At 55.3% G+C, this 26,177-nt stretch carries 27 protein-coding genes and 1 riboswitch; of the genes, 14 read left to right on the plus strand and 13 right to left on the minus strand.

Features of this window, described 5'->3' with window-relative positions; translation table 11 throughout:
• Complete coding sequence (gene moaA, locus DK872_RS03470) at positions 1-990, minus strand: GTP 3',8-cyclase MoaA (RefSeq protein ID WP_007373965.1); 990 nt, start codon at positions 988-990, stop codon at positions 1-3.
• Positions 978-1,136, minus strand: a riboswitch (molybdenum cofactor riboswitch). Its footprint overlaps the gene before it by 13 nt.
• A gap of 227 nt (positions 1,137-1,363) precedes the next feature.
• Between moaA and yvcK the strand changes: the two genes are divergently transcribed.
• The 4 genes from yvcK to pmrB all read left to right on the plus strand — a co-directional run bounded on the left by yvcK (position 1,364) and on the right by pmrB (position 5,819).
• A complete protein-coding gene (gene yvcK, locus DK872_RS03475; RefSeq protein ID WP_007373964.1) occupies positions 1,364-2,272 on the plus strand; it encodes a uridine diphosphate-N-acetylglucosamine-binding protein YvcK in 909 nt (302 codons plus the stop codon).
• Between the two features lie 104 nt (positions 2,273-2,376).
• A complete protein-coding gene (gene eptA / locus DK872_RS03480) occupies positions 2,377-4,020 on the plus strand; it encodes a phosphoethanolamine transferase EptA (protein ID WP_161518150.1) in 1,644 nt (547 codons plus the stop codon).
• Positions 4,017-4,688, plus strand: a complete 672-nt coding sequence (gene pmrA / locus DK872_RS03485; RefSeq protein WP_007373962.1) for a two-component system response regulator PmrA — start codon at positions 4,017-4,019, stop codon at positions 4,686-4,688. The genes eptA and pmrA overlap by 4 nt, the downstream gene beginning before the upstream one ends.
• 3 nt (positions 4,689-4,691) lie before the next feature.
• Positions 4,692-5,819, plus strand: a complete 1,128-nt coding sequence (pmrB, locus tag DK872_RS03490; RefSeq protein ID WP_161518035.1) for a two-component system sensor histidine kinase PmrB — start codon at positions 4,692-4,694, stop codon at positions 5,817-5,819.
• Positions 5,820-5,925: 106 nt separating this feature from the next.
• Here pmrB and uvrB read toward each other — a convergent pair whose 3' ends face one another.
• On the minus strand, positions 5,926-7,947 hold the full coding sequence (gene uvrB, locus DK872_RS03495; RefSeq protein WP_007373960.1) for an excinuclease ABC subunit UvrB: 2,022 nt from the start codon (positions 7,945-7,947) through the stop codon (positions 5,926-5,928).
• A 751-nt stretch (positions 7,948-8,698) separates the two neighbouring features.
• Here uvrB and DK872_RS03500 point away from each other — a divergent pair.
• Positions 8,699-9,421 (plus strand): ABC transporter ATP-binding protein, encoded by a 723-nt coding sequence (locus DK872_RS03500; RefSeq protein ID WP_035885939.1) that lies wholly within the window; start codon positions 8,699-8,701, stop codon positions 9,419-9,421.
• Here DK872_RS03500 and bioD read toward each other — a convergent pair.
• The 4 genes from bioD to bioB are packed head-to-tail and all read right to left on the minus strand — an operon-like array spanning position 9,363 to position 13,005.
• Complete coding sequence (gene bioD / locus DK872_RS03505) at positions 9,363-10,085, minus strand: dethiobiotin synthase (protein WP_035885941.1); 723 nt, start codon at positions 10,083-10,085, stop codon at positions 9,363-9,365. The two genes, DK872_RS03500 and bioD, sit on opposite strands and share 59 nt — an antisense overlap.
• Complete coding sequence (gene bioC / locus DK872_RS03510) at positions 10,078-10,827, minus strand: malonyl-ACP O-methyltransferase BioC (RefSeq protein WP_035885942.1); 750 nt, start codon at positions 10,825-10,827, stop codon at positions 10,078-10,080. Before bioC ends, bioD begins: the two co-directional genes overlap by 8 nt.
• Positions 10,814-11,968, minus strand: coding sequence for an 8-amino-7-oxononanoate synthase (gene bioF, locus DK872_RS03515; RefSeq protein WP_161518036.1), 1,155 nt, complete (start codon positions 11,966-11,968; stop codon positions 10,814-10,816). Before bioF ends, bioC begins: the two co-directional genes overlap by 14 nt.
• Positions 11,965-13,005, minus strand: coding sequence for a biotin synthase BioB (gene bioB / locus DK872_RS03520; protein ID WP_007373955.1), 1,041 nt, complete (start codon positions 13,003-13,005; stop codon positions 11,965-11,967). The genes bioF and bioB overlap by 4 nt, the downstream gene beginning before the upstream one ends.
• A gap of 86 nt (positions 13,006-13,091) precedes the next feature.
• Here bioB and bioA point away from each other — a divergent pair, with 86 nt between their 5' ends.
• The 5 genes from bioA (at position 13,092) to DK872_RS03545 (ending at position 17,660) form a co-directional block, all read left to right on the plus strand.
• A complete protein-coding gene (gene bioA / locus DK872_RS03525; protein WP_202625918.1) occupies positions 13,092-14,378 on the plus strand; it encodes an adenosylmethionine--8-amino-7-oxononanoate transaminase in 1,287 nt (428 codons plus the stop codon).
• Between the two features lie 36 nt (positions 14,379-14,414).
• A complete protein-coding gene (locus tag DK872_RS03530) occupies positions 14,415-14,891 on the plus strand; it encodes a kinase inhibitor (protein ID WP_035885946.1) in 477 nt (158 codons plus the stop codon).
• A gap of 3 nt (positions 14,892-14,894) precedes the next feature.
• Entirely contained in the window at positions 14,895-15,746 is an 852-nt protein-coding gene (locus DK872_RS03535; protein WP_071920508.1) for an AraC family transcriptional regulator, read from the plus strand.
• Positions 15,747-15,797: 51 nt separating this feature from the next.
• Positions 15,798-16,205, plus strand: coding sequence for a DUF2000 family protein (locus tag DK872_RS03540; protein ID WP_035885948.1), 408 nt, complete (start codon positions 15,798-15,800; stop codon positions 16,203-16,205).
• A 177-nt stretch (positions 16,206-16,382) separates the two neighbouring features.
• The gene (locus DK872_RS03545; protein ID WP_035885949.1) at positions 16,383-17,660 is read left to right on the plus strand and encodes a putative acyl-CoA thioester hydrolase; all 1,278 of its coding nucleotides are present in this window, start codon (positions 16,383-16,385) and stop codon (positions 17,658-17,660) included.
• Positions 17,661-17,718: 58 nt separating this feature from the next.
• Here the strand turns inward: DK872_RS03545 and pgl are convergent, their stop codons facing one another.
• Positions 17,719-18,714, minus strand: coding sequence for a 6-phosphogluconolactonase (gene pgl / locus DK872_RS03550; protein ID WP_071920507.1), 996 nt, complete (start codon positions 18,712-18,714; stop codon positions 17,719-17,721).
• 156 nt (positions 18,715-18,870) lie between these two features.
• Between pgl and DK872_RS03555 the strand changes: the two genes are divergently transcribed.
• Positions 18,871-19,689, plus strand: coding sequence for a pyridoxal phosphatase (locus tag DK872_RS03555; protein WP_071920506.1), 819 nt, complete (start codon positions 18,871-18,873; stop codon positions 19,687-19,689).
• Positions 19,690-19,761: 72 nt separating this feature from the next.
• Here DK872_RS03555 and DK872_RS03560 read toward each other — a convergent pair whose 3' ends face one another.
• Complete coding sequence (locus DK872_RS03560; RefSeq protein WP_007373946.1) at positions 19,762-20,505, minus strand: MerR family transcriptional regulator; 744 nt, start codon at positions 20,503-20,505, stop codon at positions 19,762-19,764.
• An 84-nt stretch (positions 20,506-20,589) separates the two neighbouring features.
• On the minus strand, positions 20,590-21,816 hold the full coding sequence (locus DK872_RS03565; protein ID WP_161518038.1) for a diguanylate phosphodiesterase: 1,227 nt from the start codon (positions 21,814-21,816) through the stop codon (positions 20,590-20,592).
• 306 nt (positions 21,817-22,122) lie between these two features.
• Here DK872_RS03565 and ycgZ point away from each other — a divergent pair, with 306 nt between their 5' ends.
• From ycgZ to DK872_RS03580, 3 genes are all read left to right on the plus strand, one after another.
• A complete protein-coding gene (gene ycgZ / locus DK872_RS03570) occupies positions 22,123-22,362 on the plus strand; it encodes a regulatory protein YcgZ (RefSeq protein WP_007373944.1) in 240 nt (79 codons plus the stop codon).
• Between the two features lie 142 nt (positions 22,363-22,504).
• Positions 22,505-22,810 (plus strand): hypothetical protein, encoded by a 306-nt coding sequence (locus DK872_RS03575; protein WP_079518216.1) that lies wholly within the window; start codon positions 22,505-22,507, stop codon positions 22,808-22,810.
• 39 nt (positions 22,811-22,849) lie between these two features.
• Entirely contained in the window at positions 22,850-23,128 is a 279-nt protein-coding gene (locus DK872_RS03580; RefSeq protein ID WP_007373942.1) for a biofilm development regulator YmgB/AriR family protein, read from the plus strand.
• Positions 23,129-23,194: 66 nt separating this feature from the next.
• Here DK872_RS03580 and modC read toward each other — a convergent pair whose 3' ends face one another.
• The 4 genes from modC to DK872_RS03600 form a co-directional block, all read right to left on the minus strand.
• On the minus strand, positions 23,195-24,253 hold the full coding sequence (modC, locus tag DK872_RS03585; protein ID WP_035885952.1) for a molybdenum ABC transporter ATP-binding protein ModC: 1,059 nt from the start codon (positions 24,251-24,253) through the stop codon (positions 23,195-23,197).
• 3 nt (positions 24,254-24,256) lie between these two features.
• Positions 24,257-24,946 carry a molybdate ABC transporter permease subunit gene (gene modB, locus DK872_RS03590; protein WP_071920504.1) on the minus strand — a complete coding sequence of 230 codons (690 nt, stop codon included), beginning with the start codon at positions 24,944-24,946 and terminating at the stop codon, positions 24,257-24,259.
• Entirely contained in the window at positions 24,946-25,719 is a 774-nt protein-coding gene (modA, locus tag DK872_RS03595) for a molybdate ABC transporter substrate-binding protein (RefSeq protein WP_007373939.1), read from the minus strand. The genes modB and modA overlap by 1 nt, the downstream gene beginning before the upstream one ends.
• A gap of 172 nt (positions 25,720-25,891) precedes the next feature.
• On the minus strand, positions 25,892-26,041 hold the full coding sequence (locus DK872_RS03600; RefSeq protein WP_035885954.1) for an AcrZ family multidrug efflux pump-associated protein: 150 nt from the start codon (positions 26,039-26,041) through the stop codon (positions 25,892-25,894).
• Positions 26,042-26,177: the final 136 nt, after the last annotated feature.

Consider the following 26,177-nt stretch of genomic DNA (forward strand, 5'->3'; position numbering starts at 1 on the left):
TTAGCCGCCAATGTATGAAAGGTTTTGCGTAATGCCCGTGTTGCCATCATGCAGGAAGTGCGTCTGCTTTTTATGCGTCAGCGCGACGGCAATGCGTTGCTCCAGCATCGTTTGCTGCGCATCGTCCTGCATCAGGTCACGCAGATTCACACCGCCATCACCGAACAGGCATAAATGCAGTTTGCCCGTGGAGGAGACGCGCAGGCGGTTGCAACTGGCGCAGAAATCTTTTTCATACGGCATGATAAGACCGATTTCACCGACGTAGTCCGGGTGGCAGAACACCTGCGCCGGGCCGTCGCTGCGCTGGCGCAACTGGTGGATCCAGCCGCGTTTGAGCAGCGCGTCGCGCAGCACCATGCCGGAGATGTGATGATTGCGGAACAGCTCGCTGCCCTCGCCGGTCTCCATCAGTTCGATAAAGCGCAGCTGGATAGGACGCGATTTGATCCACGCCAGAAAGGTATCGAGCTGGTGATGATTCACATCGCGCATCAGCACGGTGTTCACTTTGACTTTGGCGAAACCGGCAGCAAACGCGGCGTCGATGCCGTCCATCACCTGGCGGAATTTATCCTGCCCGGTAATCGCATGAAACTGGCGGGCATCGAGGCTGTCGACGCTGACATTGATGGCGGTAAGCCCGGCATCGCGCCACAGCGCAACGTCGCGCGCCAGCCGATAGCCGTTGGTTGTCACCGCGATCTGGCGAATAGCGGCGTTTTCATGGACGGCGGCGATGATGTCGGGGAAATCCCGGCGCAGTGATGGTTCTCCGCCCGTCAGGCGCACTTTTTCGGTGCCCATGGCACTGAAAGCGCGCGTGACACGGCGAATTTCATCGACGCTGAGAAAGCCATTGTTGTTGACGCCGCCCGGCTTGTAACCGTCAGGCAGGCAGTAGGTGCAACGAAAGTTGCACACATCCGTGATCGACAAACGCAAGTAATAAAACTTACGCGCGAACGCATCAGTAAGTTGTGAGGGCATGTACACCTTTCCAAATACGGGAGATGCAGTCATTTCTTCCTGCACCCTGGCAGCGAAAACCGTTGCCGGTTTTGCTACGGCCAAATCGTCATATTTCACGGTTAACCGGAAACGTAGACGAAGAGGCTAGAGTGTATGTTTTGTCAGTAACGCTAAAATTGCTTATGGCGATAGTAGCGCGGGAGAATCCTTTTCGCCATCATGAATATCGCTATATATATTTATATATAGCGCCATGATCGCGCACTTTCGCTACAGAGTACGAGAAAATCGCGTTTTTGCATTGATATGTGTCATTTTCCACTCAGCGAGGCATCGTCTTTTGGTGGTATTTAGGCTAACGTAGCGCGGTAAATCTTACTAAGGAATCACTATGCGTAATCGCACACTGGCAGATCTGGATCGTGTTGTCGCACTCGGCGGCGGGCATGGTCTGGGGCGTGTGATGTCTTCGCTTGCGTCGCTGGGATCGCGTCTCACCGGCATTGTAACCACTACCGATAATGGTGGTTCTACCGGGCGAATTCGCCGCTCAGAAGGCGGCATTGCCTGGGGCGATATGCGCAACTGTTTGAACCAATTAATCACCGAGCCGAGCGTCGCCTCGGCGATGTTTGAGTACCGTTTTAGCGGTAATGGTGAACTTTCCGGGCATAACCTCGGAAATCTGATGTTAAAAGCACTGGATCACCTGAGCGTGCGGCCTTTAGAGGCCATCAATTTAATTCGTAATTTATTAAAAGTGGATGCCTTTTTAATTCCCATGTCGGAACAGCCTGTCGATTTAATGGCCACCGACAGTGAAGGGCATCAGGTGTATGGTGAAGTGAATATCGACCAGCTTCATGCGCCGATTCAGGAATTAATGCTGTTTCCCAGGGTATCCGCCACCCGGGAAGCCATACAGGCGATTGCCGAAGCGGATTTGATTCTCATCGGTCCCGGCAGCTTTTACACCAGTCTGCTGCCGCTGTTGCTGCTGGAAGAGTTAGCTCAGGCGCTGCGCCGCACGCCCGCGCCAGTTGTGTTTATCAGCAATCTGGGGAAAGAGCTCAGCCCCGCCGCCGCCAGCCTGTCGCTCGCCGATAAACTGGCCATCATGGAACAATATGTCGGCAGAAAGATTATCGATGCCGTGGTGGTCGGGCCGAAAGTGAATGTCAGCGCCGTCACTGAAAGATTAATTATTCAGGAAGTACTGGAAGCTGGCGATATTCCCTATCGCCACGATCGTCATCTGCTGCGCGCCGCGCTGGAAAAGGCGGTACAGCAACTGGGTTAACTTTTCGGCGGCTTTTTTACTCGCCGCTGCATTAATTAATTTCTTAAGGTTGTCTTAAAAAACGCCTGTCAGCATAGCGCTACTTTCCTTTGCAGGACCCGAGAATACGTATGCTTCACCTTCGTCGGCCGGCGTTAAGCCGTCTTCAGTTTATTATTCTGTTCGCACTCTATATTGCGCTGGCGCTGAATATCGTTTTCTATCACCAGGCTTTTACGCTATTACCGGTAAACTCGCTGCGTAACTGGCTGGTGTTTCTGTCTATGCCAGTGGTGGCGTTCAGCGTGATCAATATCGTGCTGTCACTGGCGTCATTCTTCTTTCTTGAACGCCCCGTTATCACAGTATTTGTGCTGGTCAGCGCGGCAGCGCAATATTTTATTTCGACCTTTGGCATAGTCATTGACCGCTCGATGATCACCAATATTCTCGACACCACGCCAGCGGAAAGTTTCGCCCTGATGTCGACAAAAATGGTGCTGACGATTTTACTGACTGCCATCATGCCGGTACTCATTGCCTGGTTTATTAAAATTAAACCGGCACAATCCGCGCTGCGCAGCATCGCGTATCGTGCGGTCAGTATCGTTATTTCTGCGCTGCTTATCGTGCTGGTGGCGCTGCTGTTTTATAAAGATTACGCCTCGCTGTTCCGCAATAATAAAGAGCTGGTGAAATCTCTCAGCCCGTCCAACTCCATTGTGGCGTCTCTGTCCTGGTATTCCCATAATCGCATGGATAATTTGCCGCTGGTGCGTATTGGCGAAGATGCTCAGCAACGCCCGGAAATGAAAAATGGTCCGCGTAAGAACCTGACCATACTGGTCGTGGGTGAAACGTCCCGCGCGGCGAATTTCTCGCTTGGTGGTTATGAACGCGAAACTAACCCGCTGTTAAAACAGGATAATGTTATTTACTTTCCGAACGCGACATCCTGCGGCACCGCCACCGCTGTCTCGGTCCCGTGCATGTTTTCGGGGATGACGCGGGAGCATTACGACGATCAGCTTGCCCACCATCAGGAAGGGCTGCTGGATATTATCCAACGCGCCGGTATTCAGGTTTTATGGAATGAAAATGACGGCGGTTGTAAAGGCGCCTGCGATCGCGTGCCTCACCAGGATGTGACGCAGTTAAACCTGCCGGAATATTGCATTAAGGGCGAATGCCAGGATGAGATCTTATTCCACGATCTCGCCAGCTATATCGACAAATTACAGGGCGACGGCATTATCGTTTTGCATACCATTGGTAGCCACGGACCGACTTATTACAACCGCTATCCGGCGCAGTTCCGCAAATTTACGCCAACCTGTGATACCAACGAAATTCAGGGCTGCTCACAGCAACAACTGGTAAATACCTACGACAATACCATTTTGTATATCGACTATATTGTTGATAAAGCGATTAAATTATTGCAATCCAAACAGGACAGATTTTCCACCAGCCTGGTTTATCTCTCCGATCATGGTGAATCATTGGGTGAAAATGGCGTCTATTTGCACGGTCTGCCTTATTCCATCGCACCGGAAACACAAAAACATATTCCGATGCTGATCTGGTTGTCCGATGACTATCAGAAACGCTACAGCGTGAATAACCAGTGCCTGCAAAAAAATGCGCGGGAGAAGGCGGTTTCGCAGGACAACCTCTTCCCGACAATGTTGGGTATACTGGGGGTCAGCACGAAAGAGTACCGTGCTGAAGACGATATTTTAACGTCGTGCCGGGAGCAGGCGAAATGAAGATTCTGGTGGTTGAAGACGATGCCCTGCTGTTGCAGGGGTTGATTCTGGCGATGCAAAGCGAAGGATATGCCTGCGATGGCGTATCCACCGCGCACGAAGCGGTGTTGTGCCTGGCGAATGGCCACTACAGCCTGATCGTGCTCGATCTTGGTCTGCCCGATGAAGACGGATTACATCTGCTCACCCGTTTGCGGCGCGAAAAATATACCCAGCCAGTGCTGATTCTCACCGCCCGCGATACGCTGGAAGATCGCGTCGCCGGGCTGGATACCGGCGCAGACGATTACCTGGTCAAACCCTTCGCGCTGGATGAACTGAATGCCCGTATCCGCGCGCTGCTGCGCCGTCATCATAATCAGGGTGAAAACGAAATCACCCACGGTAATCTGACGCTGAATGTCACCCGCCGCCAGGCGTGGCTGGACAACCAGTTGCTGGATCTGACGCCGAAAGAGTACGCCCTGCTTTCGCGCCTGATGCTGAAAGCCGACAGCCCGGTGCACCGGGAAATTCTCTATAACGATATCTACAACTGGGACAACGAGCCCTCGACCAATACGCTGGAAGTCCATATTCATAATCTGCGCGACAAAATCGGCAAGTCGCGCATTCGTACCGTCCGCGGGTTTGGCTACATGCTGGTTCAGCCGCAACACCGGGAGTAATCAATGGCGTTTTTCAATTTCAGCCACTGGAGCATGCGCCGCCGTCTGCTGCTGACCATCGGCGGGATTCTGGTGTTTTGCCAGTTGGTCAGTGTGTTCTGGCTGTGGCATGAAAGTGAAGAGCAAATCCAGTTACTGGTGCAGGCCGCGCTCCACAACCATAACAACCGTAAACATATTGAACATGAAGTCCGCGAGGCGGTCGCCAGCCTGCTGGTGCCAAGCCTGCTGATTATCGGGCTGGCGTTGCTGCTTTGTATGCAGGCGGTCAAAGCCATTACCCGCCCGCTGCTGGAGTTGCAGGAAGAGCTTAATAAACGTACGCCGAACAACCTGCAACCGATTACGTTAAACAACAGCGTCAGCGAAGTGGAAGCTGTTACGACATCGATTAACGACCTCGTCTCACGGCTGACGCTCACGCTGGATCGTGAGCGATTATTTACAGCGGATGTGGCGCATGAGCTACGCACGCCGCTGGCCGGGCTACGGCTGCACCTGGAGCTGATGGCAAAAACCAACGGCATCAACGTCGAGCCATTGGTACAGCGGCTCGAACAGATGACGGAAAACATCGCGCAGTTGCTGCTGCTTGCCCGCGTCGGACAGTCTTTTTCGACAGGCAGTTATCAGCAGGTACAGCTGATGGCCGACGTAGTAGCGCCCATTCGCAGCGAGCTGGAAGCCATGCTCGCCGGGCGTAAGCAAACGCTGGCGGTGCCGGAAATTGACGCCGATATTGCCGTCTCCGGCGATGCCACGTTGTTAAGGTTGCTGGTGAGAAATCTGGTGGAGAACGCGTACCGCTACAGCCCGGAAGGTTCGGTCATTACGATACGCATCGAACCGGCTGCTACGCCAGTGCTGGCCGTGGAGGATGAAGGTCCGGGCATTGATGAGAGCCGCAGCGGAGAACTGAGCAAAGCGTTTGTCCGCATGGACAGCCGTTACGGCGGAACCGGGCTGGGGTTAAGCATCGTGTCGCGTATCGCACAGCTTCATGACGCACAGTTCTTTTTGCACAACCGCCTTACGCAATCCGGTGTACGGGCGTGGATTAAATTTCTTCCGGCCGCCCGCCATTTACCATCAGTAGCTCAGCACCCACAGATGAGCGAAACCGATCACTAATGCCAGTGCGAAGGCGACGGCTAAAAATTCACGAACGTTAAACTGCTGCATGACACTGCCCTCCAGAATCGTGGGGGCAGTGTGTCAGGAGTAGGTTAAGCAAACATTAAGATGCGACAATAAACAGTTCACGTAGCTGGTGCAATTGATCGCGTACCTGCGCCGCTTCTTCGAATTCCAGATTCTGCGCATGCTGCATCATCAGCCCTTCCAGCTCGTGGATTTTCTGTTGCAGCGCTTTCGGCGTCAGCGCCAGTTCTGCCGCTTCCACCTGCGCCGGGGTGCGGGTTTTTCCACGCCCTTTCGCACGCGTTTTCGCCAGCCCTTCGCCCATCGCCAGAATATCCACCACCTTCTTGTTCAGGCCCTGCGGCGTTATGCCGTGCTCAACGTTATAAGCGTGCTGTTTTTCGCGGCGGCGTTCGGTTTCACCGATTGCTTTCGCCATCGATGGCGTGATCTTATCGCCGTACAGAATCGCTTTCCCGTTGATGTTACGCGCTGCGCGGCCAATGGTCTGAATCAGTGAACGCTCCGAACGCAGGAAGCCCTCTTTGTCCGCATCCAGAATCGCCACCAGCGACACTTCCGGCATATCCAGCCCTTCGCGCAGCAGGTTGATGCCCACCAGCACATCAAACTCGCCGAGACGCAGGTCGCGGATAATTTCCATACGTTCAACCGTATCAATATCAGAGTGCAGATAACGCACCCGTTCACCGTGCTCTTCCAGATATTCGGTGAGATCTTCCGCCATACGCTTGGTCAACGTCGTCACCAGCACGCGCTCATTAATGGCCGCGCGGATGCGGATTTCCGACAGCAGATCGTCAACCTGCGTAGCGACCGGGCGCACTTCGATGATGGGATCCAGCAAACCTGTCGGACGTACCACCTGGTCAATCACTTCATCGCCGGATTTCTCCAGCTCGTAATTGCCCGGCGTCGCCGAAACATAGATAGACTGCGGCGCCAGCGCTTCAAACTCTTCAAATTTCAGCGGACGGTTGTCCAGCGCCGACGGCAGACGGAAACCGTACTCCACCAGTGTCTCTTTACGCGCCCGGTCGCCACGGAACATCCCTCCGATTTGCGGGATGGTGACGTGGGATTCGTCGATCACTAACAGGCCATCGGCTGGCAGGTAATCAAACAGCGTTGGCGGCGGCTCGCCAGGGCCGCGCCCGGAGAGATAGCGCGAGTAGTTTTCGATGCCGGAGCAGTAGCCCAGCTCGTTCATCATCTCCAGATCGAACTGCGTGCGCTGGCTGAGACGCTGCTCTTCCAGCAGCTTATTGTTCGCCAGCAGCGTTTTACGCCGTTCTGCCAGCTCATCTTTAATCTCTTCCATCGCCTGCACGATACGCTCGCGCGGCGTCACGTAGTGCGTTTTCGGGTAAATGGTAAAGCGCTGAACCGTCGATTCCACATGCCCGGTGAGCGGGTCAAACAGCGACAGACGCTCTACTTCTTCGTCGAACAACTCGACGCGCAGCGCCAGGTCATCCGATTCCGCCGGGAAGATATCAATCACTTCCCCACGCACGCGAAACGTCCCGCGCTGGAAGGCCTGATCGTTGCGGGTGTACTGAAGTTCTGCCAGACGACGCAGAATCGAACGCTGGTCGATAATCATGCCGTTGGTCAGATGGAGCATCATCTTCAGGTAGAGATCCGGATCGCCCAGACCATAGATGGCCGAAACGGACGCCACGACCACCACATCACGGCGTTCCAGCAGCGCCTTCGTTGCTGACAGGCGCATCTGCTCGATATGCTCGTTCACCGAGGCATCTTTTTCGATAAAGGTGTCTGAGCTGGGCACATAGGCTTCCGGCTGGTAGTAGTCATAGTAGGAGACGAAATACTCCACCGCGTTTTCCGGGAAGAACTCCTTCATTTCGCCATACAACTGCGCCGCCAGCGTTTTGTTCGGCGCCAGCACCATCGTAGGGCGTTGCAGATCGGCAATGACATTGGCGATGGTAAAGGTCTTACCCGAGCCGGTAACCCCCAGCAGCGTCTGGTGCGCGAGGCCGTCTTCCAGACCTTCCTTAAGCCGACGAATCGCCTCAGGCTGGTCGCCGGAGGGACGAAAAGCAGAATTCAGTTTGAACGGTTTACTCATGAACGGCTACCTGGTGAAGGAATGAGCGGGCAGGTAACATATTTTACTCACCCTGTTCACTTTTGCCAATAAATAATACTGGATGAAAAAACAGTAGCAGGTTAGCTGATTTGGTCTACCCGCGATAAAGAAATGCGTTTTCGCGTTAAATTTCCCCCCCGACAAGATAAAACACCACACCCGCAGGGTTATCCCCAGGAATCTTCACTTTTTAACAATTGTCAAGCCGCACCTTGAAAGTTTTGTGGCAGCCAGTGACACTTTTCTTACAACCATTGATTTTATATAACCAATTGATAAATAAAAATTAATTCAAAAAGCCGGGTTTCGCACCAATTCAGACGGAAGCCGCGTCCGCTCTCGCTTGCCGCACGTTTTCTAACTCTAATACACAAGGTTATCCACAGGAATAGTGGATAACTGCCGCCAGCCCGTATACCTCGCCAGCCGACAAATTCCCAACAAGACCCAACAACTCTTCGTTAAAAAATTTTTATCATTTCTTTTTGCTCATTATCAGCTAAACAAAGACGTCATCCTCATGAGAGACCAATCACAAATTGTCGCTTTGCTGCACCACAACCCAACACTGGTAGCACTGGCAAAGTGCAGGATATTTACCTGCGTTCTCTCTTTCCCGCGTGTTAAACGGCAGTTTTATCATCCGCATCCGAAAAAAAAGCCTTTTTTCGCTTCTGGCAAGCCTTTTGCAATACGGAATGGTCACCAGAGCCGTAAGAAGGAGCGGACAATGTTGAGCTTACGCGCAGTAAACCAGTACTACGGTAATCAGCATACGTTATGGAATGTTGATCTTGATTTAACCCCGGGCGTATGTAATTCGATCATCGGCATGCCAGGAATGGGGAAAACAACACTCATAAATTGCATTTCCGGTTATTTACCCATTGAGAGCGGCAGCATGATTTGGCAGGAAGCAGGCGCACCACCGTGCGATCTGCTGAATATTCAGGCAGAGCACCGCAGCGCAATGGGAATTGGCTATGTGCCGCAGGACCGGCGCATCTTTTCGCAATTGACCGTGGAGGAGAACCTGCATATTGCCATGCGTGCAGTCGGCGAGCCGGGAAGCGTCATGGGGCGCGATATTTACGACCTGTTCCCTGAGCTGTATACGCTGCGTCCGGTACGTGGCGCAGAGCTGTCAGAGGATAACCAGCAACAACTGGCGATGGCGCGGGCGCTGGTCACCCGCCCGCGATTGCTCCTGCTTGATGAGCCGACGCGCGGGCTGGGCCAGGCGTTTATCCATAAACTGGGTAACCTGATCGTGCGGCTGAACCAGGAATTCGGCATGACCATTTTACTGGCCGAGCAGCATCTCTCATTCATTCGCCGGGTAGCCGACCGTTTTTGTCTGTTGCACCGGGGACGTAACGTCGCGCAGGGAGATGTCAGACAACTGGATGATCAGATGCTGTCACACTGGATGACACGGGAGTCAGTACGCTGAGATCGAGAAAATGGCCTGTTTTTTCTTTTTCGGGCGCGTGGGCAAACCAGGGGATTTCACCAATCAGTGGAGCCTGCATCACGCGCCGCAGCGTCGCCATATACTCCCGGTGACGCGCGCCTGGCGCCACCACATCGTTAGCAATCCAGCCCGCCAGCCTTAATCCTGCCTGGCGTACCGCTTGCGCTGTCAGCATGGCGTGGTTGATACAGCCCAATTTCACGCCCACCACCAGAATCACCGGCAACTGCTCCTGAATAACCCAGTCGGCATAGGTGAACGTTTCTGAAAGCGGCGTAAACCAGCCGCCCGCCCCTTCCACCAGCAGCCACTCTGCTTGCGTTTCCAGCGTGCGTAACCCGGCAGACATCACAGCGGCGTCAATCGGTTCGCCCAGTTCGGCGCTGACAATATGCGGCGAGGTCGGTTCCGCGAAGGTGTAAGGGTTCACGGTTTTATAATCCAGCGGCAAACTACTATGCTGCTGCAACGCCAGCGCGTCGCTATTACGCAGCCCCTGCGCCGTCATTTCACTACCAGATGCAACCGGTTTATACCCTGCACTGCGCAAACCGCGCAGGTTTGCCGCCTGTAGCAGCGCGCAGCTGGCGACGGTTTTCCCCACTTCGGTATCCGTGCCGGTGACAAAATAGCGTTCAATCACGCGTGATAACTCCCCAAAAAAGATGATACGTCAGGGGACATTTCCCCTGCTGCTGCGGCCAGGCGAGTTGCAGACGTTGCAGTTTGCCCCGCGTCAGCCCCTGCTGCCTGCCGTCGTGTAAATGTGTCGCGCCAATGCCTTTCAGCGACCGCAGCGCGCGGGCGGCGTCATCAAAGTGCAAGGTGATGCTCTCAACACCGCTGCGTAACGACCAGCCCGCTAAAGCCTGTTCGATTGACGGAAGGGATAAAAAGCGATTGGCATGCGGCTGATCGTCCACCGCCCGCCAGGCTTGATTCAATTCCGGCAACGAAGCTTCCACCAGTGTGGTAAATGCCACAAGACCGCCGGGTTGCGTCACGCGACAGAGTTCGCTGATAGCCTGGCGTAAGTCATCACACCACTGCACGGCGAGGTTGCTCCACACCAGTGAGAACTGTGCATCCACCAGAGGCAGCGCTTCGATATCCCCCAGCAGATAACGAGCAGCGCTTTGCTGTCGACGCGCTTCATCCAGCATAGTGGCCGAGAGATCCAGTGCCGTCACATTACTGCCCAGCCCGCGCCAGTAACGGCTTATGGTGCCAGGGCCGCAACCAGCATCAAGAACGTTTGCCGGGGTGATTTCGCCCAGTTGTTTCAGCAGCAGATCGGCACTTAGCCGCTGCAATGCGTCGTGGTGAGCGTAACTTTGCGCCGCACGGCCAAATGCGGCGGCAACGGCGCGTTTATTCACCGCCATATAACGCCTCCAGCAGACTATCAATATCTTCCGCCAGGTGAGCCGCCGTCAGCGTCAGGCGCAGGCGCGCAGTGCCCGGCGGTACGGTCGGCGGACGAATCGCTGTCACCCAGCAACCCTGCTGACGCAGACGCTCCGCCAGACGCAGGGCGCGCGCGTTATCACCGACGATGAGCGGCTGAATCGCGCTCTCTGAATCTGCCAGCGTCATCGGCAGTTGCGCCGCGCCGTGGCGAAAACGTGCGATCAGCGCCGCCAGCATTGCCCGGCGTTGCTCGCCCTCATCACTGCGGATCACCCGCAATGCCGCGCTGAGCGCCATTGCCTGCGCGGGTGGCATTGCGGTGCTGTAAATCAGATGACGGGCGAATTGCAGCAAATAGTCGGCAACCGTTTCGCTGCACAGCACTGCCGCGCCGCTGACGCCGAAGCCTTTGCCAAAGGTAACAATCAATATCTCAGGTTTGATGCCATGCAGATGGCAACTGCCGCGCCCCTGCTCACCCACCACGCCGGTGCCGTGCGCGTCGTCAACCATCAGCCACGCCTGCGCTTCACGTGCCGCCTGGGCGATTTCCGCCAGCGGCGCGCTGTCGCCATCCATACTGAAAATGCCTTCGGTGACCACCAGTTGCTGGCCGTCAATGGGCTTTGCCAGTAGCGTTCGCATCTGCGCCACATCGTTGTGCGCAAAACGCCGCAACTGCACCGGACTGTGGCTGGCCGCTTCCAGCAACGACGCGTGGCTCAGCTTGTCGGCGACAATGCGATCCTCTTTACCGGTCAGTGCGGCGATCGTCGCCTGATTGGCGGAAAAGCCAGAGATAAACAGCAGCGCGCGCGGGTATCCCAGCCATTCGGCCAGCTCGCTTTCCAGCGCCTGATGCGCCACGGTGTGGCCGCTGACGTGCCCCGAACCGCCGCTGCCCACGCCATAGCGTTCCGCGCCCTGCTGCCAGGCACGCACCACTGCCGGATGCTGGCTTAAGCCGAGGTAATCATTGCTGGAGAAGTTACAAAAACGCCGCTCACCGACCGTCAGCCAGCGTCCTGCGCCTTGTGCCACAGTCTGTCGCGAGCGCAGGGCATCTGCCGCGCGGCGTTCGCTCAACGCGGCATCAATACGCTGTTGCCAGCTCATAGCGCTGCCGCGTTGTAGAATTGCTCCGTATCGGCGTGCAGCAGTTGCTGCTCAATCTGCTGTTGCTGTTCGTTATCGCCATTCAGCACTTCTGTCTGCTGCGGGTTCAGCCCCAGTTTGCGGAACAGTTGCAGATCTTTATCCTCTTCCGGGTTCGGCGTGGTCAGGAGTTTGCAGCCGTAGAAAATGGAGTTCGCCCCGGCCATAAAACACATTGCCTGGGTCTGTTCGTTCATTTGTTCGCGACCGGCAGAAAGGCGCACATGGGAAGTGGGCATCATAATGCGGGCAATGGCGATGGTGCGGATAAAATCGAAGGCATCGACATCGTCATTATCGGCCAGCGGCGTGCCTTTGACCTTCACCAGCATGTTAATCGGCACGCTCTCCGGCGGCGTGGGCAGATTCGCCAGTTGCAGCAGCAGACCGGCGCGATCTTTCACCGTTTCCCCCAGCCCGACGATACCGCCCGAGCAGACTTTGATCCCGGCTTCGCGCACTTTATCCAGCGTGTCGAGGCGCTCCTGGTAGGTGCGGGTGGTGATGATATTGCCGTAAAACTCCGGCGAGGTGTCGAGGTTGTGGTTGTAGTAATCCAGCCCGGCGCTGGCAAGGCGCTGTGCCTGGTTTTCATTCAGCGTGCCAAGCGTCATACAGGCTTCCATCCCCATCGCTTTGACCCCTTCAACCATTTTTTCAAGGTACGGCATGTCGCGATCGTGCGGGTTTTTCCAGGCTGCGCCCATACAAAAACGCGTTGATCCGGCGAGTTTCGCCTGTCGCGCCGATTCCAGCACCTGCTCCACTTCCATCAGCCGCTCGGATTCCAGCCCGGTTTTGTAGCGCGCGCTCTGCGGGCAATATTTGCAATCTTCCGGGCAGGCGCCGGTCTTGATCGACAGCAGCGTACTGACCTGAACCTGGCGCGGATCAAAGTGCTGGCGGTGAACCTGCTGCGCTTCAAACAGCAGTTCAAGGAATGGTTTTTCAAACAGGGCGGTAACTTGCGACATTGTCCAGCGTGCGTGGTGAGCCATCGGGCGTCTCCAAAGGGTGTTGTTAATTTTTGATTCGGTGTAGACTTGTAAACCTAAAACTTTTTAATTTGGTTTACAAGTCGATTATGACCGCAGACGATTTCGCTTTTGACCAGCGCCATATCTGGCACCCATATACGTCAATGACCTCTCCCCTGCCGGTTTACTCGGTGCAATCCGCGCAAGGCTGCGAGATTCAACTCAGCAGCGGCGAGCGGCTGGTTGACGGCATGTCCTCCTGGTGGGCGGCGATTCATGGCTATGGTCATCCGGCGCTGAATGCGGCGATGAAAGCGCAGATTGATGCGGTTTCGCATGTGATGTTCGGCGGCATAACGCATCAACCGGCGATCGACCTCTGTCGCAAGCTGGTCGCGATGACGCCCGAAGCGCTGGAGTGTGTGTTCCTGGCAGATTCCGGCTCGGTGGCCGTGGAAGTGGCGATGAAGATGGCGTTGCAATACTGGCAGGCAAAAGGCGAAGCGCGACAGCGTTTTCTTACCTTCCGCAACGGCTATCACGGCGATACCTTTGGTGCAATGTCGGTCTGCGATCCGGACAACTCCATGCACAGCTTGTGGAAGGGCTATCTGCCGGAGAACCTGTTTGCGCCTGCGCCGCAAAGCCGCTTCGACGGTGAATGGGACGAGCATGATATGGTGGCGTTTGCCCGGCAGATGGCGGCGCATCGCCATGAGATCGCGGCCGTGATCCTCGAGCCCATCGTGCAGGGCGCGGGCGGCATGCGCATGTATCACCCGGAGTGGCTGAAACGCATACGCAAGATGTGCGATCGTGAAGGCATTTTGCTGATTGCTGACGAAATTGCCACTGGCTTTGGCCGCACAGGCAAACTGTTTGCCTGTGAACATGCGGGCATCGCGCCGGACATTCTGTGCCTCGGCAAAGCGCTGACCGGCGGCACGATGACGCTCTCCGCCACCCTGACCACGCGCCAGGTCGCCGAAACCATCAGCAACGGCGAAGCGGGCTGCTTTATGCACGGCCCGACATTTATGGGCAACCCGCTGGCCTGCGCGGCAGCCGCCGCCAGCCTGACGCTACTTGAGAGCGGCGAATGGCGCAAGCAGGTTGCGACCATTGAAGCCCAGCTCAAAGAAGAACTGGCGCCTGCGGCGCAAGCCGCCACGGTGGCAGACGTTCGCGTGCTCGGCGCAATTGGCGTGGTGGAGACCCGCTCACCGGTAAATATGGCGGCGCTACAGCGTTTCTTCGTTGAACAAGGCGTGTGGATCCGGCCATTTGGCAAGCTCATCTACCTGATGCCGCCGTATATCATTACGCCTGAGCAGTTGTCGCGACTGACCGGCGCGGTGAATCACGCCGTTGCACGCAGCGATCTGTTCGCATAGGCTACACTTCAGCCTGAACGAACAGAGGAGCCCGTAATGAAGCTTATCAGTCACGATTTACGCGACGGCGAAAAACTGCCGCATCGCCATGTGTTTAACGGCATGGGCTACGATGGCGACAACCTCTCCCCGCATCTGGCATGGGACGACGTCCCTGCCGGAACCAAAAGTTTTGTCGTCACCTGCTATGACCCGGATGCGCCGACCGGCTCCGGCTGGTGGCACTGGATTATCGCCAACCTGCCTGCCGATACGCGCGTTCTGCCGCAGGGCGCCGGTTCCGGCGTCGCTGAATTGCCGGAAGGCGCGATTCAGACGCGCACCGATTTCGGTAAAGCCGGTTACGGTGGCGCTGCGCCGCCGAAAGGCGAAACCCATCGCTACATTTTTACCGTTTACGCCCTCGATGTGGACCATCTGGAGGTGGATGAAAATGCCAGCGGTGCGATGGTCGGTTTTAATGTCCATTTCCATAAACTCGCCAGCGCCAGCATTACGGCGATGTTCAGCTAATTCATGTGCGCGCAACGTAGTGCATCCGGCGACTGGGTGGATTTTCGCCGCGAGCAGGAAACCGGCATTGAGAGTGTCAGCGCTCACTTCACCGGGCACGCCTACGATCCGCACGACCATGACGAAGTGCTGGTGGGCGTGACCCAGCAAGGCGTGCAGCGTTTTAACTGCCACCGCGAGTTGCATACCAGCCGCCCCGGCCGCGCGATTTTGATTGAGCCGGGCGCGGTGCATGACGGACATGCGCCGGACGAAAATGGCTTCACCTATGTGATGCTTTACCTGCCGCAGCAGTGGGTCACCACCATGCTGCAACAGCGCGGGCACAGAGACGTATCGCAAATCGAAGCGGCCTTTCGTAACACCCTGACCGATGACAACATGCTGATCCACGCCATTCAGCAGGCATTTTTTGCCATTCATCATCATGAAGGCCGTCTCGCCCGCGATCAGAGTCTGGATCATCTCATGAAGCTGCTCACCCGCCATATTGATGGCAAAACCGCCCTGCCGCCGGATGAAACCGTGCTGCGTATGCAGCAGGTGAAAGAGATGCTGCATGACCACATGGCGGACGATATCGGGCTGGACGCGCTTTCGGCGCACTGCGGTATTGACCGTTTTCGCCTGAGCAGACAATTTCAGAAAGCCTTTGGCCAGACGCCGCACGCGTATCTGGTGCGCCTGCGCTTGCGCACTGCCAGAGCCTTGCTGGCGCACGGGCTGGAGCCAGCGCAGGTGGCGGCGCAGGTGGGTTTTGCCGATCAAAGCCACCTTGGCCGGTGGTTCCAGCGCGCGTATCGCCTCTCTCCCGCCGCCTTCCAGCGCCAGTGCACAAACGTTCTATCCCGCTGAATGCGCTTCTCCGAAGATGGGCTTTTTACGACAGACGGAGAAGAAAAACGCATGTTTGATACCAAAGTTGCCCTTGTGGTACGTGACGATCTGGAAAGCTGGCAACGGTTGAATGTGGTGGCGTTTCTCGCTACCGGCGTGGTCTCTGCTGCGCCGGAGGTGCTGGGTGAACCCTATGTGGATGCCGCCGGGCGCCGTTACGAGCGCATTGCCGGGCAGCCGATGCTGATTTTCGCCGGTACGCTGGCCGATTTGCAGCGTACCCACCGCAAAGGGCTGGAGCGGGAAGTGACGGTTGTGCCGTATGTGGAAGCGATGTTCTCTACCGGCAATGATGACGCTAACCGCGCCGTGTTTCAGCTGGAAGATGCGGATGCGATGAACCTGGTCGGCATTGCCCTGCGCGGGCCGAAAAAAGCCGTCGATAAAGTAATCAAAGGTCTCTCCCTGCATCCTTAATTTCCCTTCCCGCCGACGTCTTTGTGCGGCGGGAATTCCCCCATCCGCCAAATAGCGGTCAATTTCGCTCACTTACCGGTGACTTTTTTCGATTTTGGCTTCCCGTTTCGCTCAACTTAGTATAAAAAAGCAGGCTTTGACGTAACCCTTTCAACTTTGCATAGTCTGGAGCACGCTTTGAACACATCATCGGTTTCCCGTCTGGCGCTGGCGCTCGCTTTTGGCGTGACACTGACCGCCTGTAGCTCAACCCCGCCGGCTGAACGTCCCTCTGAACAGAAAGCACCGGGCACGACGTCGCGTCCGATCCTCAGTGCGGGCGAAGCGAAAAACTTCGTGGCGGATCGCTACTTCACCTCGCTGACGCCGGACGGCGCGGTATGGAAACCGGTGTCGATTCGTCTGCCGGAAAAAGCGGACTTCGTGGTTGGCCCGGCTGGTACTCCAGGCGTAACGCACACCACTATTCAGGCTGCGGTAGACGCGGCAATCAACAAGCATGCCAGCGATCGTCAATATATCGCAGTGATGCCGGGCGAGTATGAAGGCACGGTGTATGTCCCTGCAGCTTCCGGCAGCGTGACCATTTACGGTACCGGCGAGAAAGCGCTGGACGTAAAAATCGGTATGGCGATTGACTCTGAAATCGACCCGAACAGCTGGCGTCGTCTGGTCAATCCATCAGGCAAATATATGCCGGGTAAACCTGCCTGGTACATGTTCGATAACTGCCAGAGCAAACGCGCTGCAACGGTCGGTGTAATGTGTTCTGCGGTTTTCTGGTCACAGAACAACGGCCTGCAATTGCAGAACCTGACCATTGAGAACACGCTGGGCGACAGTGTTGATGCGGGCAACCACCAGGCGGTAGCGCTGCGCAGCGACGGCGATAAAGTGCAGATCAACAACGTCAACATTCTGGGTCGCCAGAATACCTTCTTTGTCACCAACAGCAGCGTGGACAACACCCTGCGTAGCGATCGCCAGACCCGTACGCTGGTGACCAACAGCTACCTCGAAGGGGATGTGGACATCGTTTCTGGTCGCGGCGCGGTGGTGTTTGATAACACCGATTTCCGCGTAGTGAACTCCCGCACGCAGAAAGAAGGCTACGTCTTTGCCCCGGCGACGCTCTCTAACCTGTACTACGGCTTCCTCGCCGTGAACAGCCGCTTTACCGGCAACGGCGTGGCGCAGCTCGGCCGTTCACTGGATGTTGATGGCAACACCAACGGTCAGGTCGTTATCCGCGACAGCGTGATTAATGAAGGCTTTAACGTCGCTAAACCGTGGGCTGATGCTGCGGTTTCTGGCCGTGCATACGCAGGCAATGTCGGTGCGGTGGATGATAAAGGCAATGTACAGCGCGAGCTGAACAACCCGCAGTTCAACCGCATGTGGGAGTTTAACAACCGCGGCGTGGGCAGCCAGGTTGTCGCTGAGCCGAAAAAGTAATTCAGCAGTAATAAAAAACCTCGCCACGGCGAGGTTTTTTTATGGCTGACGTTCGGTATCAGAAGGCGTTAACTACCACCCACATCGGCCCCTGGCCTACCGCATAGCGCGCTTTCTCGGTCAGCAACCCCTGCTCGCCGGTGATTTCATACAGCGCGATGTGATGCGATTTCTGCCCGGCCGCGATCAGATACTTACCGCTTTTATCGATGTTGAAACCGCGCGGTTGTGTCTCCGTCGGCTGGAAACCTTCCAGCGACAGCACGCTGCCATCTTCCGAGACACTGAAAACCGTCAGCAGGCTGGCGGTACGATCGCAGGTATAGAGGTGGCGACCATCCGGCGTGATATGAATATCTGCTGCCCAGCGGGTATCGGTAAAATCTGGCGGCATGATATCCAGCGTCTGTACGCACTCGATTTTGCCGTGCACATCGCTCAACTGCCAGACATCAACGGAGCTGTTCAGCTCATTCACGCAATAGCCGAAACGCGCGTTCGGATGGAACACCATATGGCGCGGACCTGCGCCTTCCACGGTGGTCACTTCTGCCGGGTTTTGCGCCGTCAGATTGCCGTCATCCGCCAGCGTGAACAGGCAGATGCGATCCTGCTTCAGCGCCGGAACCCACAGCGTACGGTTGTCCGGAGAGATGTTCGCCGAGTGGCACCCTTCCAGCCCTTCCACCACATCCACGATCTCCGTCGGAATTCCGTCTTCCAGGCGCGTCACGCTGACGCTGCCTGCATTGTAAGAGGCGCTGAACAGGAAGCGGCCGCTGTGATCGGTGGAAATATGCGTCGGGCTGCCCGGCAACGGCGCTTCCGCCGTAAACGTCAGCGCACCGTCGTCAGGGGCGATACGGTAAGCGATAACGCGAAATTCAGGGCGAACGCCCACGTAGAGGTAACGTTTATCCGGGCTGACCACCATCGGCTGAACCTGACCCGGCACATCAACGACCTGAACCAGCGTCAGGGTGCCTTCAGAATTCAAACGCCAGACATGGATTTGCTGACTTTCCGGACTGGCGGTATAAACGGTTTGTTTCATGAACACTCCTTTCCTCTAATTCTTATTTGCGTTAAGTAACCAGGATAGCCTTTTTTCTGGCTTGATGCTGATTTTCTGCGCCAGATTTTGCGCATCCGGCGACGCGGTGTACCATGCCCGGACGCAAAAATTTCAACATCGACCACGGAATACGTTATGACTTCGCGAGTTATTGCTCTGGATTTAGACGGTACGCTACTGACACCGAAAAAAACGCTTCTGCCCTCATCTATTGAAGCGTTGACCCGCGCAAAAGCGGCAGGACATCAACTCCTCATCGTCACCGGTCGGCATCATGTTGCCATCCACCCTTTTTATCAGGCACTGGCGCTGGATACACCTGCAATTTGTTGTAATGGCACTTATTTGTATGATTATCATGCAAAAAAAGTACTCTCTGCCGATCCACTGCCGGTGCCGCAAGCGCAACAACTGATTACTCAGCTTAACGAGCATAACATTCATGGTCTGATGTATGTCGATAACGCCATGCTGTACGAGAAACCCACCGGCCATGTGCTGCGCACCAACAACTGGGCGCAATCACTGCCGCCAGAGCAACGCCCGGTTTTCCAGCAGGTAGCATCGCTGAACACTGCGGCGCAGGAAGTGGAAGCCATCTGGAAGTTCGCGCTCACCGATGAAGATACGCAAAAGCTGAAGGATTTCGCCCACCATATCGAGCAGACGCTGGGGCTGGAATGTGAATGGTCGTGGCACGATCAGGTCGATATCGCCCGCGCCGGAAACAGCAAAGGTAAACGCCTGGCTGAATGGGTGGCATCACAAGGTTTGTCGATGCAGAACGTAGTGGCGTTTGGCGATAATTATAACGATATCAGCATGCTGGAAGCGGCAGGCGTGGGTGTGGCGATGGGAAATGCCGACGATGCAGTCAAAGCGCACGCCGATGTGGTGATTGGCGACAATACCATCGACAGCATTGCCAGCTTTATCTACAAAGAGCTGCTGTGATCGACCCGTTACCGTCCGGGCTGTTGAAAATGTGCTTCGGCCTGACAGCTCAGCGCATTGTCTTGCAAGCGATCAGGGAAGTTTCGTCCCGGGATGAATGGCGACAGTGAACCCCTGATTGCGCCAGTGCGTCAGTTGCTGCAACTGACTGCGCGTCAGCGGTTTTCCTGTCCAGACGAAAAGCTGCTGGCCGGGGAAGAACTCCGGGTGTGGGGAATCGAGCGGCTCGGCAAGCACATGAATGCGCCAGCCCTGCTGAGAAAGCCGCCAGGCTTCCAGCCACAAACGGGTACGATCGTGATTGTCCCAGGCCACCAGCAGCGCCTCTTTCGCCGCCTGCGAACGTGCCTGCGCGATAGCCGCGGCGGCATATTCAATCAGCACGCCATCCAGCAAACTGAGCATAACGCGCGCGGTATTGGGATCGAGGCTCATGCGCTGCCTGACCGGCATGATAATATCCTCAATAAACTGCTCTGCGGAGTATTGCTGCGCCAGCGTGGTCAGCATCGCCTGCAAACGGGCAGGATTGACCTGCCGTAGCGTGGACATCATCTCTTCCTGAACCGATGTCCATCCGGCCTGGCCTGCCAGCTTGTTCTCATCGAGCAACGCTTTCACTTTACTGACGGACACACCGCTCTCGATCCAGCGTTTGATCTCTTCAATACGCTGAATGTCGGACTCATCAAATTGACGGTGCCCGCCTTCGCTGCGCTGTGGCCTTAACAAACCATAACGACGTTGCCATGCACGCAGTGTGACCGGGTTAATGCCGCATCGCTCGGCAACCTCGCCAATGCTGTAAAATGCCATGGACTTCCTCTACTGGTAACGCCGGTTTACTCGGTTGCAAGACTAATTAACTCTGCCAGCTTGTACAAATACTTTTGTACAACTTTATGATGGTAGATCTTCTCTTTTCTCAGGCCAGGCCACTGCCGGGATCCCCGACAGCGAAGGCGGCGCGAACAAATAGCCCTGGAAATGGGTAATGCCCGCTGACTCCAGCCACATCCACTCTTCTGCGGTTTCGATGCCAACGGCGGTAACGGCAATTTCAAGCGCGGTACAACAGCGGATAATCGCCTGAACAATGGCCTGCCGTGAGCCGCTTTTGTGTACGTCCTGAATCAACGCGCGGTTGATTTTGATCCGGTCCGGCTGAAACTGCGCCAGCAGCAGCAATCCGGCAAACCCGGCGCCAAAGTGCTCAATCGCCACGCGGATGCCCGCGCCTTTTAATAGCTTCACCGCCTGAGTAAATTCGTCCAGGTGCGAAAGAATTTCACTTTCTGTAAATTCAACGACAATCTGCTCCGGCACCAGTCCGTTGGCGCGAATTTCCTGCAGGAAAAACTCCACCGCATTGGGGACCTTTACCAGCGTCATTGGCAGGAGATTCACCGAGAGAGTTTGCGCGCCCAGGCGCAAGGCGGCCGCCAGCGCAAACGCCACTTTCTTACTGCGTAAATCTGCCGCATAGATATCTTCTCCCGCAAGGCCATCAAACCAGGCCTGCGGCGAGCCGCCTTCCGGCGTTCGCAGCAGCGCTTCCAGCGACACGATTTGCCGGGCAAACGGATCGACTACCGGCTGGAATGCAAAACGGCATTCAGCAAGGCTGTCGAGCACCATTGCCGGCAGCGCAACCGCCTGTTCATCCGCAATGAATTCCCACATATCGCCCGGCGGGATCTCAAAGTAATTCTCTTTTTCACTGTCCTCGACAAAGGTCTGGAAAAATTGCAGCGCGCGATCGCCGTAGATCAGCTGATAACGTGAAGTGCCTCTGTCGAATACCGCCTGCAACACCGCTTCCCGGCGATGATCGCGTAAATCAAACAGCTCCATTCCGGTCTTACCGAACCGACGCGCAGGGGCGTAATCACGCAATAACTCAACCAGATTGTAATGACGGTTGTCTGCACAAATATCCTGATAGATGGCGGCGACGCCCTCTTCAGGCCCCTCCAGTAACTGGAAAAAATGAGTGCCGTTAAACAACAAAATCCCCGTAACGCCTGCCTGACCATTCTTGATATTCGCGGCGACGACCATCTCTTTAAGCACTTCATAAGAGACATGTTCATGCAAATGGCTACGGTAAATGATGGTGGTGAGCATAAAGGCTCCGGGGCGAAATGAAAGAACAGCAACCTTAGCAGATGCTTTCAGGGGCGTCTTGCATTGATTTTCCTTGGTTTATCGCCGGATGGGATAATGGATCAATATCAGACTTATCCGAGGACAGGTTGTACAACGTCTGTTTTTTCCTGAATTTTCAGAAATTTATTAACGCAATAAAACAACGAATTAGTGAGTGTTTCTATAGGACGCTAATAATTTTGTACAATTTTAATATACATTTTTGCCATGTTTGTATAACTTTAATTGTACTTATTTAACTGACAATTTCCTGAGGAGTGACAAATGCAACAGAACGGTTATCTTCCGAACACAGCAGCTGCCGTTACCCGTTATTTCAACAAAGCGACGCTACCGACCCAACAAGTGACACTCGGGAAAATTGCGGTAGAAATCCTCAGTGAAGGGCGTAATCTCAATCGTAAAGCCATTTGTACCAAACTGCTCAGCCGCCTCGAACAGGCATCCAGCCCGGAGGAGGAGAGCCACTATCATGCGTTGATTGGTATGCTGTTTGACCGCTAAGGCTCTGCTTAAACAGCAAAAATTATCTGGTATTTGAGTCAATTCTCGCGGGTCACGTAGCATTCTGCGAATGTTTCCACGGGAGAATGGGCTTCAGGCCGTCTTTGCAGATCCGCAATGGGCGGCAACCCGAGATGCAGTTATGAACAGTAGTGAAATTGAGCAACTAACCGATGAACTTATTGGCGTGGCGGTTCTGTCACTCCTTAAGGACAATTCGCCCATTAGCACTCAGGCACTGATTAACCGGCTGAGGTCAATGGAGCGAAACGAAACCGATATTGAGCGGCGTAGCATGCTGGGGCGTATTATTGCCGAAATCATCAGCAATAACATTTCCTCGTTACGCTCCGCCACGGGTAGTGAAGCATTCTGGGACAAGGAAAACAGAAGTAACGTTTTCCCTCTGTTTGGCGAAAAATCGCCAGGCAACAACAAAAAACACTGAGGCCGCTCAGTCATGTTCAATCACAACAGGATCCACCCGATGAGCCAGGCTATGCAAGACCCATCATATGGTTACGAAAATCTGCCCGATGCTTCTCTTGCTGAATACTTCCGCAGCGGCGGCAATTTGTTATCAGAGGAATCGGCAATACTCGGTGCCGCCATTCGTCGTATTTCTGCCGCAGAGCAAAGGATCACGCACAAGGCGCTGATTCTTGAATTGATTAAGATGATCGAAACAACAAAAGACGTGGTCACAAGCGATGTTATCCGCAATACGCTGGAGATCGTTGTCCACCACACCACGGATGATCTCTGAGGCTCATCACCGCCAGCCACTTTCGCCACGACGGGGAGCTCTGCTCCCCTTCTTTATGTTACGCACTCAGGCGGTTATCGACACGCTCTTGATTTGCGCATACAGCCACTGACCCGCTTTCACGCCCAGTTCATCTCTCGCCCAGGGGCTGATGCGCGCCCACAACGTGCGGCTACCCACCTCCAGTTGAACTTCTACCTGCCCATCAACATCGAAACACTGCGCCACCTTGGCACGCAAAATATTACGGATACTGGTATTCATCGGCGGTTGCAGCACAAGAGAAACATCCGTCGCCTGCACGCGAATGCGTAGCGTACTTTGCAGCGGGCGATCAATTTTGTTCACCCAGATATGCTGATCGCCAAGCGCCAGTGCGGTCATGGCGTAGTGCGGATGGTGTTCCAGCACTATCACTTTTAGCACGCTGCTTTGCTGCTCGGGCGGCAACCACGGGTTCATCACGCGGCTCCCCCAGACATCCTCCAGTCTGCCGAACGCTTTCACTTCCCCCGCTTCCAGTACCATCACGTTATCGGCGAGATGCAGGATCTCATCCAGCGAGTGGCTGACATACAGCATCGGAATGTTGATCTCCTGCGCCAGCCGCTGCAAATAGGGTAACAACTCCCGTTTACGCGGAATATCCAGCGATGCCAGCGGCTCATCCAGCAACATCAGTTCCGGCGCGGTTAATAACGCGCGGCCAATGGCGACGCGCTGTTTTTCGCCGCCGGAAAGCGTACCCGGAAGCCGCTCCAGCAAAGGCTCAATGCCCAGCAGCGCCACCAGCTTGTCGAATTGCCCGGCCATGGATTTCGCCATGCCGTAACGCAGGTTACCGAGCACTTTATAGTGCGGGAACAGGCGCGCATCCTGAAAAACGTAGCCAACACGACGTTTTTCCGGCGGCAGGCAAATTTTGCGCGAGGTATCGAGCAGCACGCGATTGTTCAGGATGATGCGCCCCTCTTGCGGGTGCGTCAGGCCGCCGATCGCGTTAATCAGCGAGGTTTTCCCGGCGCCGGAAACACCAAAAATCGCCGTAATTCCGCTGGCAGGCAGCGATTCGGCGACACGCAGTTGATGTGTTCCCAGCGTCTGGGTGAAATCGAGCTCCAGCATCGGTTATCTCCCTGTCCGTTCACGGCTGATACGCGCCAGCCATTCCGATACCAGCAACGAGATCAGCGCCAGCACAATCGAGATCACACACAGCCGCGCCGCCGCGCTTTCACCGCCCGGCATCTGGATCAGGGTGTACATCGCCGAGGGAATGGTGCGCGTTTCCCCCGGAATATTGGAGACGAAGGTGATGGTCGCGCCAAACTCGCCGAGCGAGCGGGCGAAGGCCAGCACCGTACCGACAATAATTCCCGGCAACGTCAGCGGCAGCGTGATAGTGACAAAGACGCGCCAGCGCCCTGCGCCAAGCGTGCGTGCTGCCTGTTCGAGCTTTCTGTCCACACCTTCCAGCGCCAGACGGATCGCGCGTACCATCAATGGAAAAGACATTACTGCGGCAGCTAACACCGCGCCGCGCCAGCTAAACGCAAAGGTGATACCAAACCAGTCATACAACCACTGACCGATAAAACCGCGTCTACCCATCGCCACCAGCAACAAATAACCGACCACCACTGGCGGTAAAACCAGTGGCAGATGCAGTACGCTATCAAGGAGGGCTTTGCCCGGAAATGTGCAACGCACCAGCAGCCAGGCGAAGAAGATCCCAAAGGGCAAACTGAATAATACCGCGAGGGATGAGACTTTCAGGCTCAGCAGTACCGCCTGCCATTCGGGATCCGTCAATATCATTAGTGCGTCGTAAATCCGTAACGTTTGAAAATTTCAGAAGCCTGCGGGCCTTTCAGGTAATCATAAAACGCCGTTACCGTCGCGTTTTTATGCCCGTCGATAATAGCCAGCGGGTATTCCACTTTTTGGTGTGAATCTTCCGGGAAGGTCCCCACCACTTTCACACCTTTGCTGACAACCGCATCAGAACCGTAAACGATGCCCAGCGGCGCTTCTCCACGTTCTACCAGCGCCAGCGCGCCACGTACATCTTCTGCCGGAGCGAGCTTCGATGACAGAGAGTCCCATGCTCCCAGTTTTTGCAGCGCTTCCTTGGCGTAAATCCCTGCCGGAACGTGGTCCGGGTCGCCAACGGCAAGGCGACCGCCTTTCAGCAGGCTGGCCCAGTTCGTTTTGGCATTAACGCTAATATCGCCCTGAGTGCTGCTTTTCGGTGCCACAACCACCAGGCTGTTGCCCAGCAGGGTTTCACGCGTCGCCGTATCAATGGCTTTTTTCTCGACGGCGTAATCCATCCATTTCTGATCGGCAGAAATAAACAGATCGGCTGGCGCGCCAGCTTCAATCTGCCGCGCCAGCGTTGACGAAGAGGCGAATGAAGAGACTACCTCAACGTTTTTCTCTTTTTTATACGCCGCCGCAATATCCTGCAGCGCATTGGTCAGCGACGCTGCTGCAAAAACGGTAATTTTGCTCTCTTCCGCCAGCGCATGCCCGGCAACAGAAAGCGATAAAGTCGCCCCAGCAAAAAGGCGTAACCATGTACCTGCCATTTGTAGCTCCTCTGAGTATCGTTATATACATTGAAACATAACGATGTTATCAGAGTTTTCATGACGGCAGGTAATACCCATAAAGAATGAGTAACTTCAGTAAATATATCGGCAGGATGTCACAAAATCTTGAACAGTAAAACGCCCACCGAAGTGGGCGTTTTCGAAAGGATCAGCGCTGCTGGCTGGAGCGGTCGCGACGACCAACAGCGGAAAAGACGTTAAACACTTCACCCAGGCCATAAATCAGCCCCAGGATGATAGCCATCACCACAGGAACCATGATCACGGCAAAAACCAGGCTTTTCAACAACTCTAACATGATCGACTCCGGATATTGTGAAGCAGACATTTTAGCCTGATTCTACAGAAAAACACTCGCCTTTTGTGCGATTGCATGAGCCGCTTTGCTATCAATATCAGGGCTCAGGCTAGGCGTAATACCGCTTTTCCTTCAC

Source organism: Kosakonia sp. MH5 (genome assembly GCF_009935945.1).
Lineage (GTDB): Bacteria > Pseudomonadota > Gammaproteobacteria > Enterobacterales > Enterobacteriaceae > Kosakonia > Kosakonia radicincitans.

What these genes read in the sequence shown, in the direction of transcription:
- moaA (WP_007373965.1), bottom strand. Translation starts at nt 990, where the DNA reads ATGCCCTCACAACTTACTGATGCGTTCGCGCGTAAGTTTTATTACTTG.
- yvcK (WP_007373964.1), top strand. Translation starts at nt 1,364, where the DNA reads ATGCGTAATCGCACACTGGCAGATCTGGATCGTGTTGTCGCACTCGGC.
- pmrA (WP_007373962.1), top strand. Translation starts at nt 4,017, where the DNA reads ATGAAGATTCTGGTGGTTGAAGACGATGCCCTGCTGTTGCAGGGGTTG.
- pmrB (WP_161518035.1), top strand. Translation starts at nt 4,692, where the DNA reads ATGGCGTTTTTCAATTTCAGCCACTGGAGCATGCGCCGCCGTCTGCTG.
- uvrB (WP_007373960.1), bottom strand. Translation starts at nt 7,947, where the DNA reads ATGAGTAAACCGTTCAAACTGAATTCTGCTTTTCGTCCCTCCGGCGAC.
- DK872_RS03500 (WP_035885939.1), top strand. Translation starts at nt 8,699, where the DNA reads ATGTTGAGCTTACGCGCAGTAAACCAGTACTACGGTAATCAGCATACG.
- bioC (WP_035885942.1), bottom strand. Translation starts at nt 10,827, where the DNA reads ATGGCGGTGAATAAACGCGCCGTTGCCGCCGCATTTGGCCGTGCGGCG.
- bioF (WP_161518036.1), bottom strand. Translation starts at nt 11,968, where the DNA reads ATGAGCTGGCAACAGCGTATTGATGCCGCGTTGAGCGAACGCCGCGCG.
- bioB (WP_007373955.1), bottom strand. Translation starts at nt 13,005, where the DNA reads ATGGCTCACCACGCACGCTGGACAATGTCGCAAGTTACCGCCCTGTTT.
- bioA (WP_202625918.1), top strand. Translation starts at nt 13,092, where the DNA reads ATGACCGCAGACGATTTCGCTTTTGACCAGCGCCATATCTGGCACCCA.
- DK872_RS03530 (WP_035885946.1), top strand. Translation starts at nt 14,415, where the DNA reads ATGAAGCTTATCAGTCACGATTTACGCGACGGCGAAAAACTGCCGCAT.
- DK872_RS03535 (WP_071920508.1), top strand. Translation starts at nt 14,895, where the DNA reads ATGTGCGCGCAACGTAGTGCATCCGGCGACTGGGTGGATTTTCGCCGC.
- DK872_RS03540 (WP_035885948.1), top strand. Translation starts at nt 15,798, where the DNA reads ATGTTTGATACCAAAGTTGCCCTTGTGGTACGTGACGATCTGGAAAGC.
- pgl (WP_071920507.1), bottom strand. Translation starts at nt 18,714, where the DNA reads ATGAAACAAACCGTTTATACCGCCAGTCCGGAAAGTCAGCAAATCCAT.
- DK872_RS03555 (WP_071920506.1), top strand. Translation starts at nt 18,871, where the DNA reads ATGACTTCGCGAGTTATTGCTCTGGATTTAGACGGTACGCTACTGACA.
- DK872_RS03560 (WP_007373946.1), bottom strand. Translation starts at nt 20,505, where the DNA reads ATGGCATTTTACAGCATTGGCGAGGTTGCCGAGCGATGCGGCATTAAC.
- DK872_RS03565 (WP_161518038.1), bottom strand. Translation starts at nt 21,816, where the DNA reads ATGCTCACCACCATCATTTACCGTAGCCATTTGCATGAACATGTCTCT.
- ycgZ (WP_007373944.1), top strand. Translation starts at nt 22,123, where the DNA reads ATGCAACAGAACGGTTATCTTCCGAACACAGCAGCTGCCGTTACCCGT.
- DK872_RS03575 (WP_079518216.1), top strand. Translation starts at nt 22,505, where the DNA reads ATGAACAGTAGTGAAATTGAGCAACTAACCGATGAACTTATTGGCGTG.
- DK872_RS03580 (WP_007373942.1), top strand. Translation starts at nt 22,850, where the DNA reads ATGAGCCAGGCTATGCAAGACCCATCATATGGTTACGAAAATCTGCCC.
- modC (WP_035885952.1), bottom strand. Translation starts at nt 24,253, where the DNA reads ATGCTGGAGCTCGATTTCACCCAGACGCTGGGAACACATCAACTGCGT.
- modB (WP_071920504.1), bottom strand. Translation starts at nt 24,946, where the DNA reads ATGATATTGACGGATCCCGAATGGCAGGCGGTACTGCTGAGCCTGAAA.
- modA (WP_007373939.1), bottom strand. Translation starts at nt 25,719, where the DNA reads ATGGCAGGTACATGGTTACGCCTTTTTGCTGGGGCGACTTTATCGCTT.
- DK872_RS03600 (WP_035885954.1), bottom strand. Translation starts at nt 26,041, where the DNA reads ATGTTAGAGTTGTTGAAAAGCCTGGTTTTTGCCGTGATCATGGTTCCT.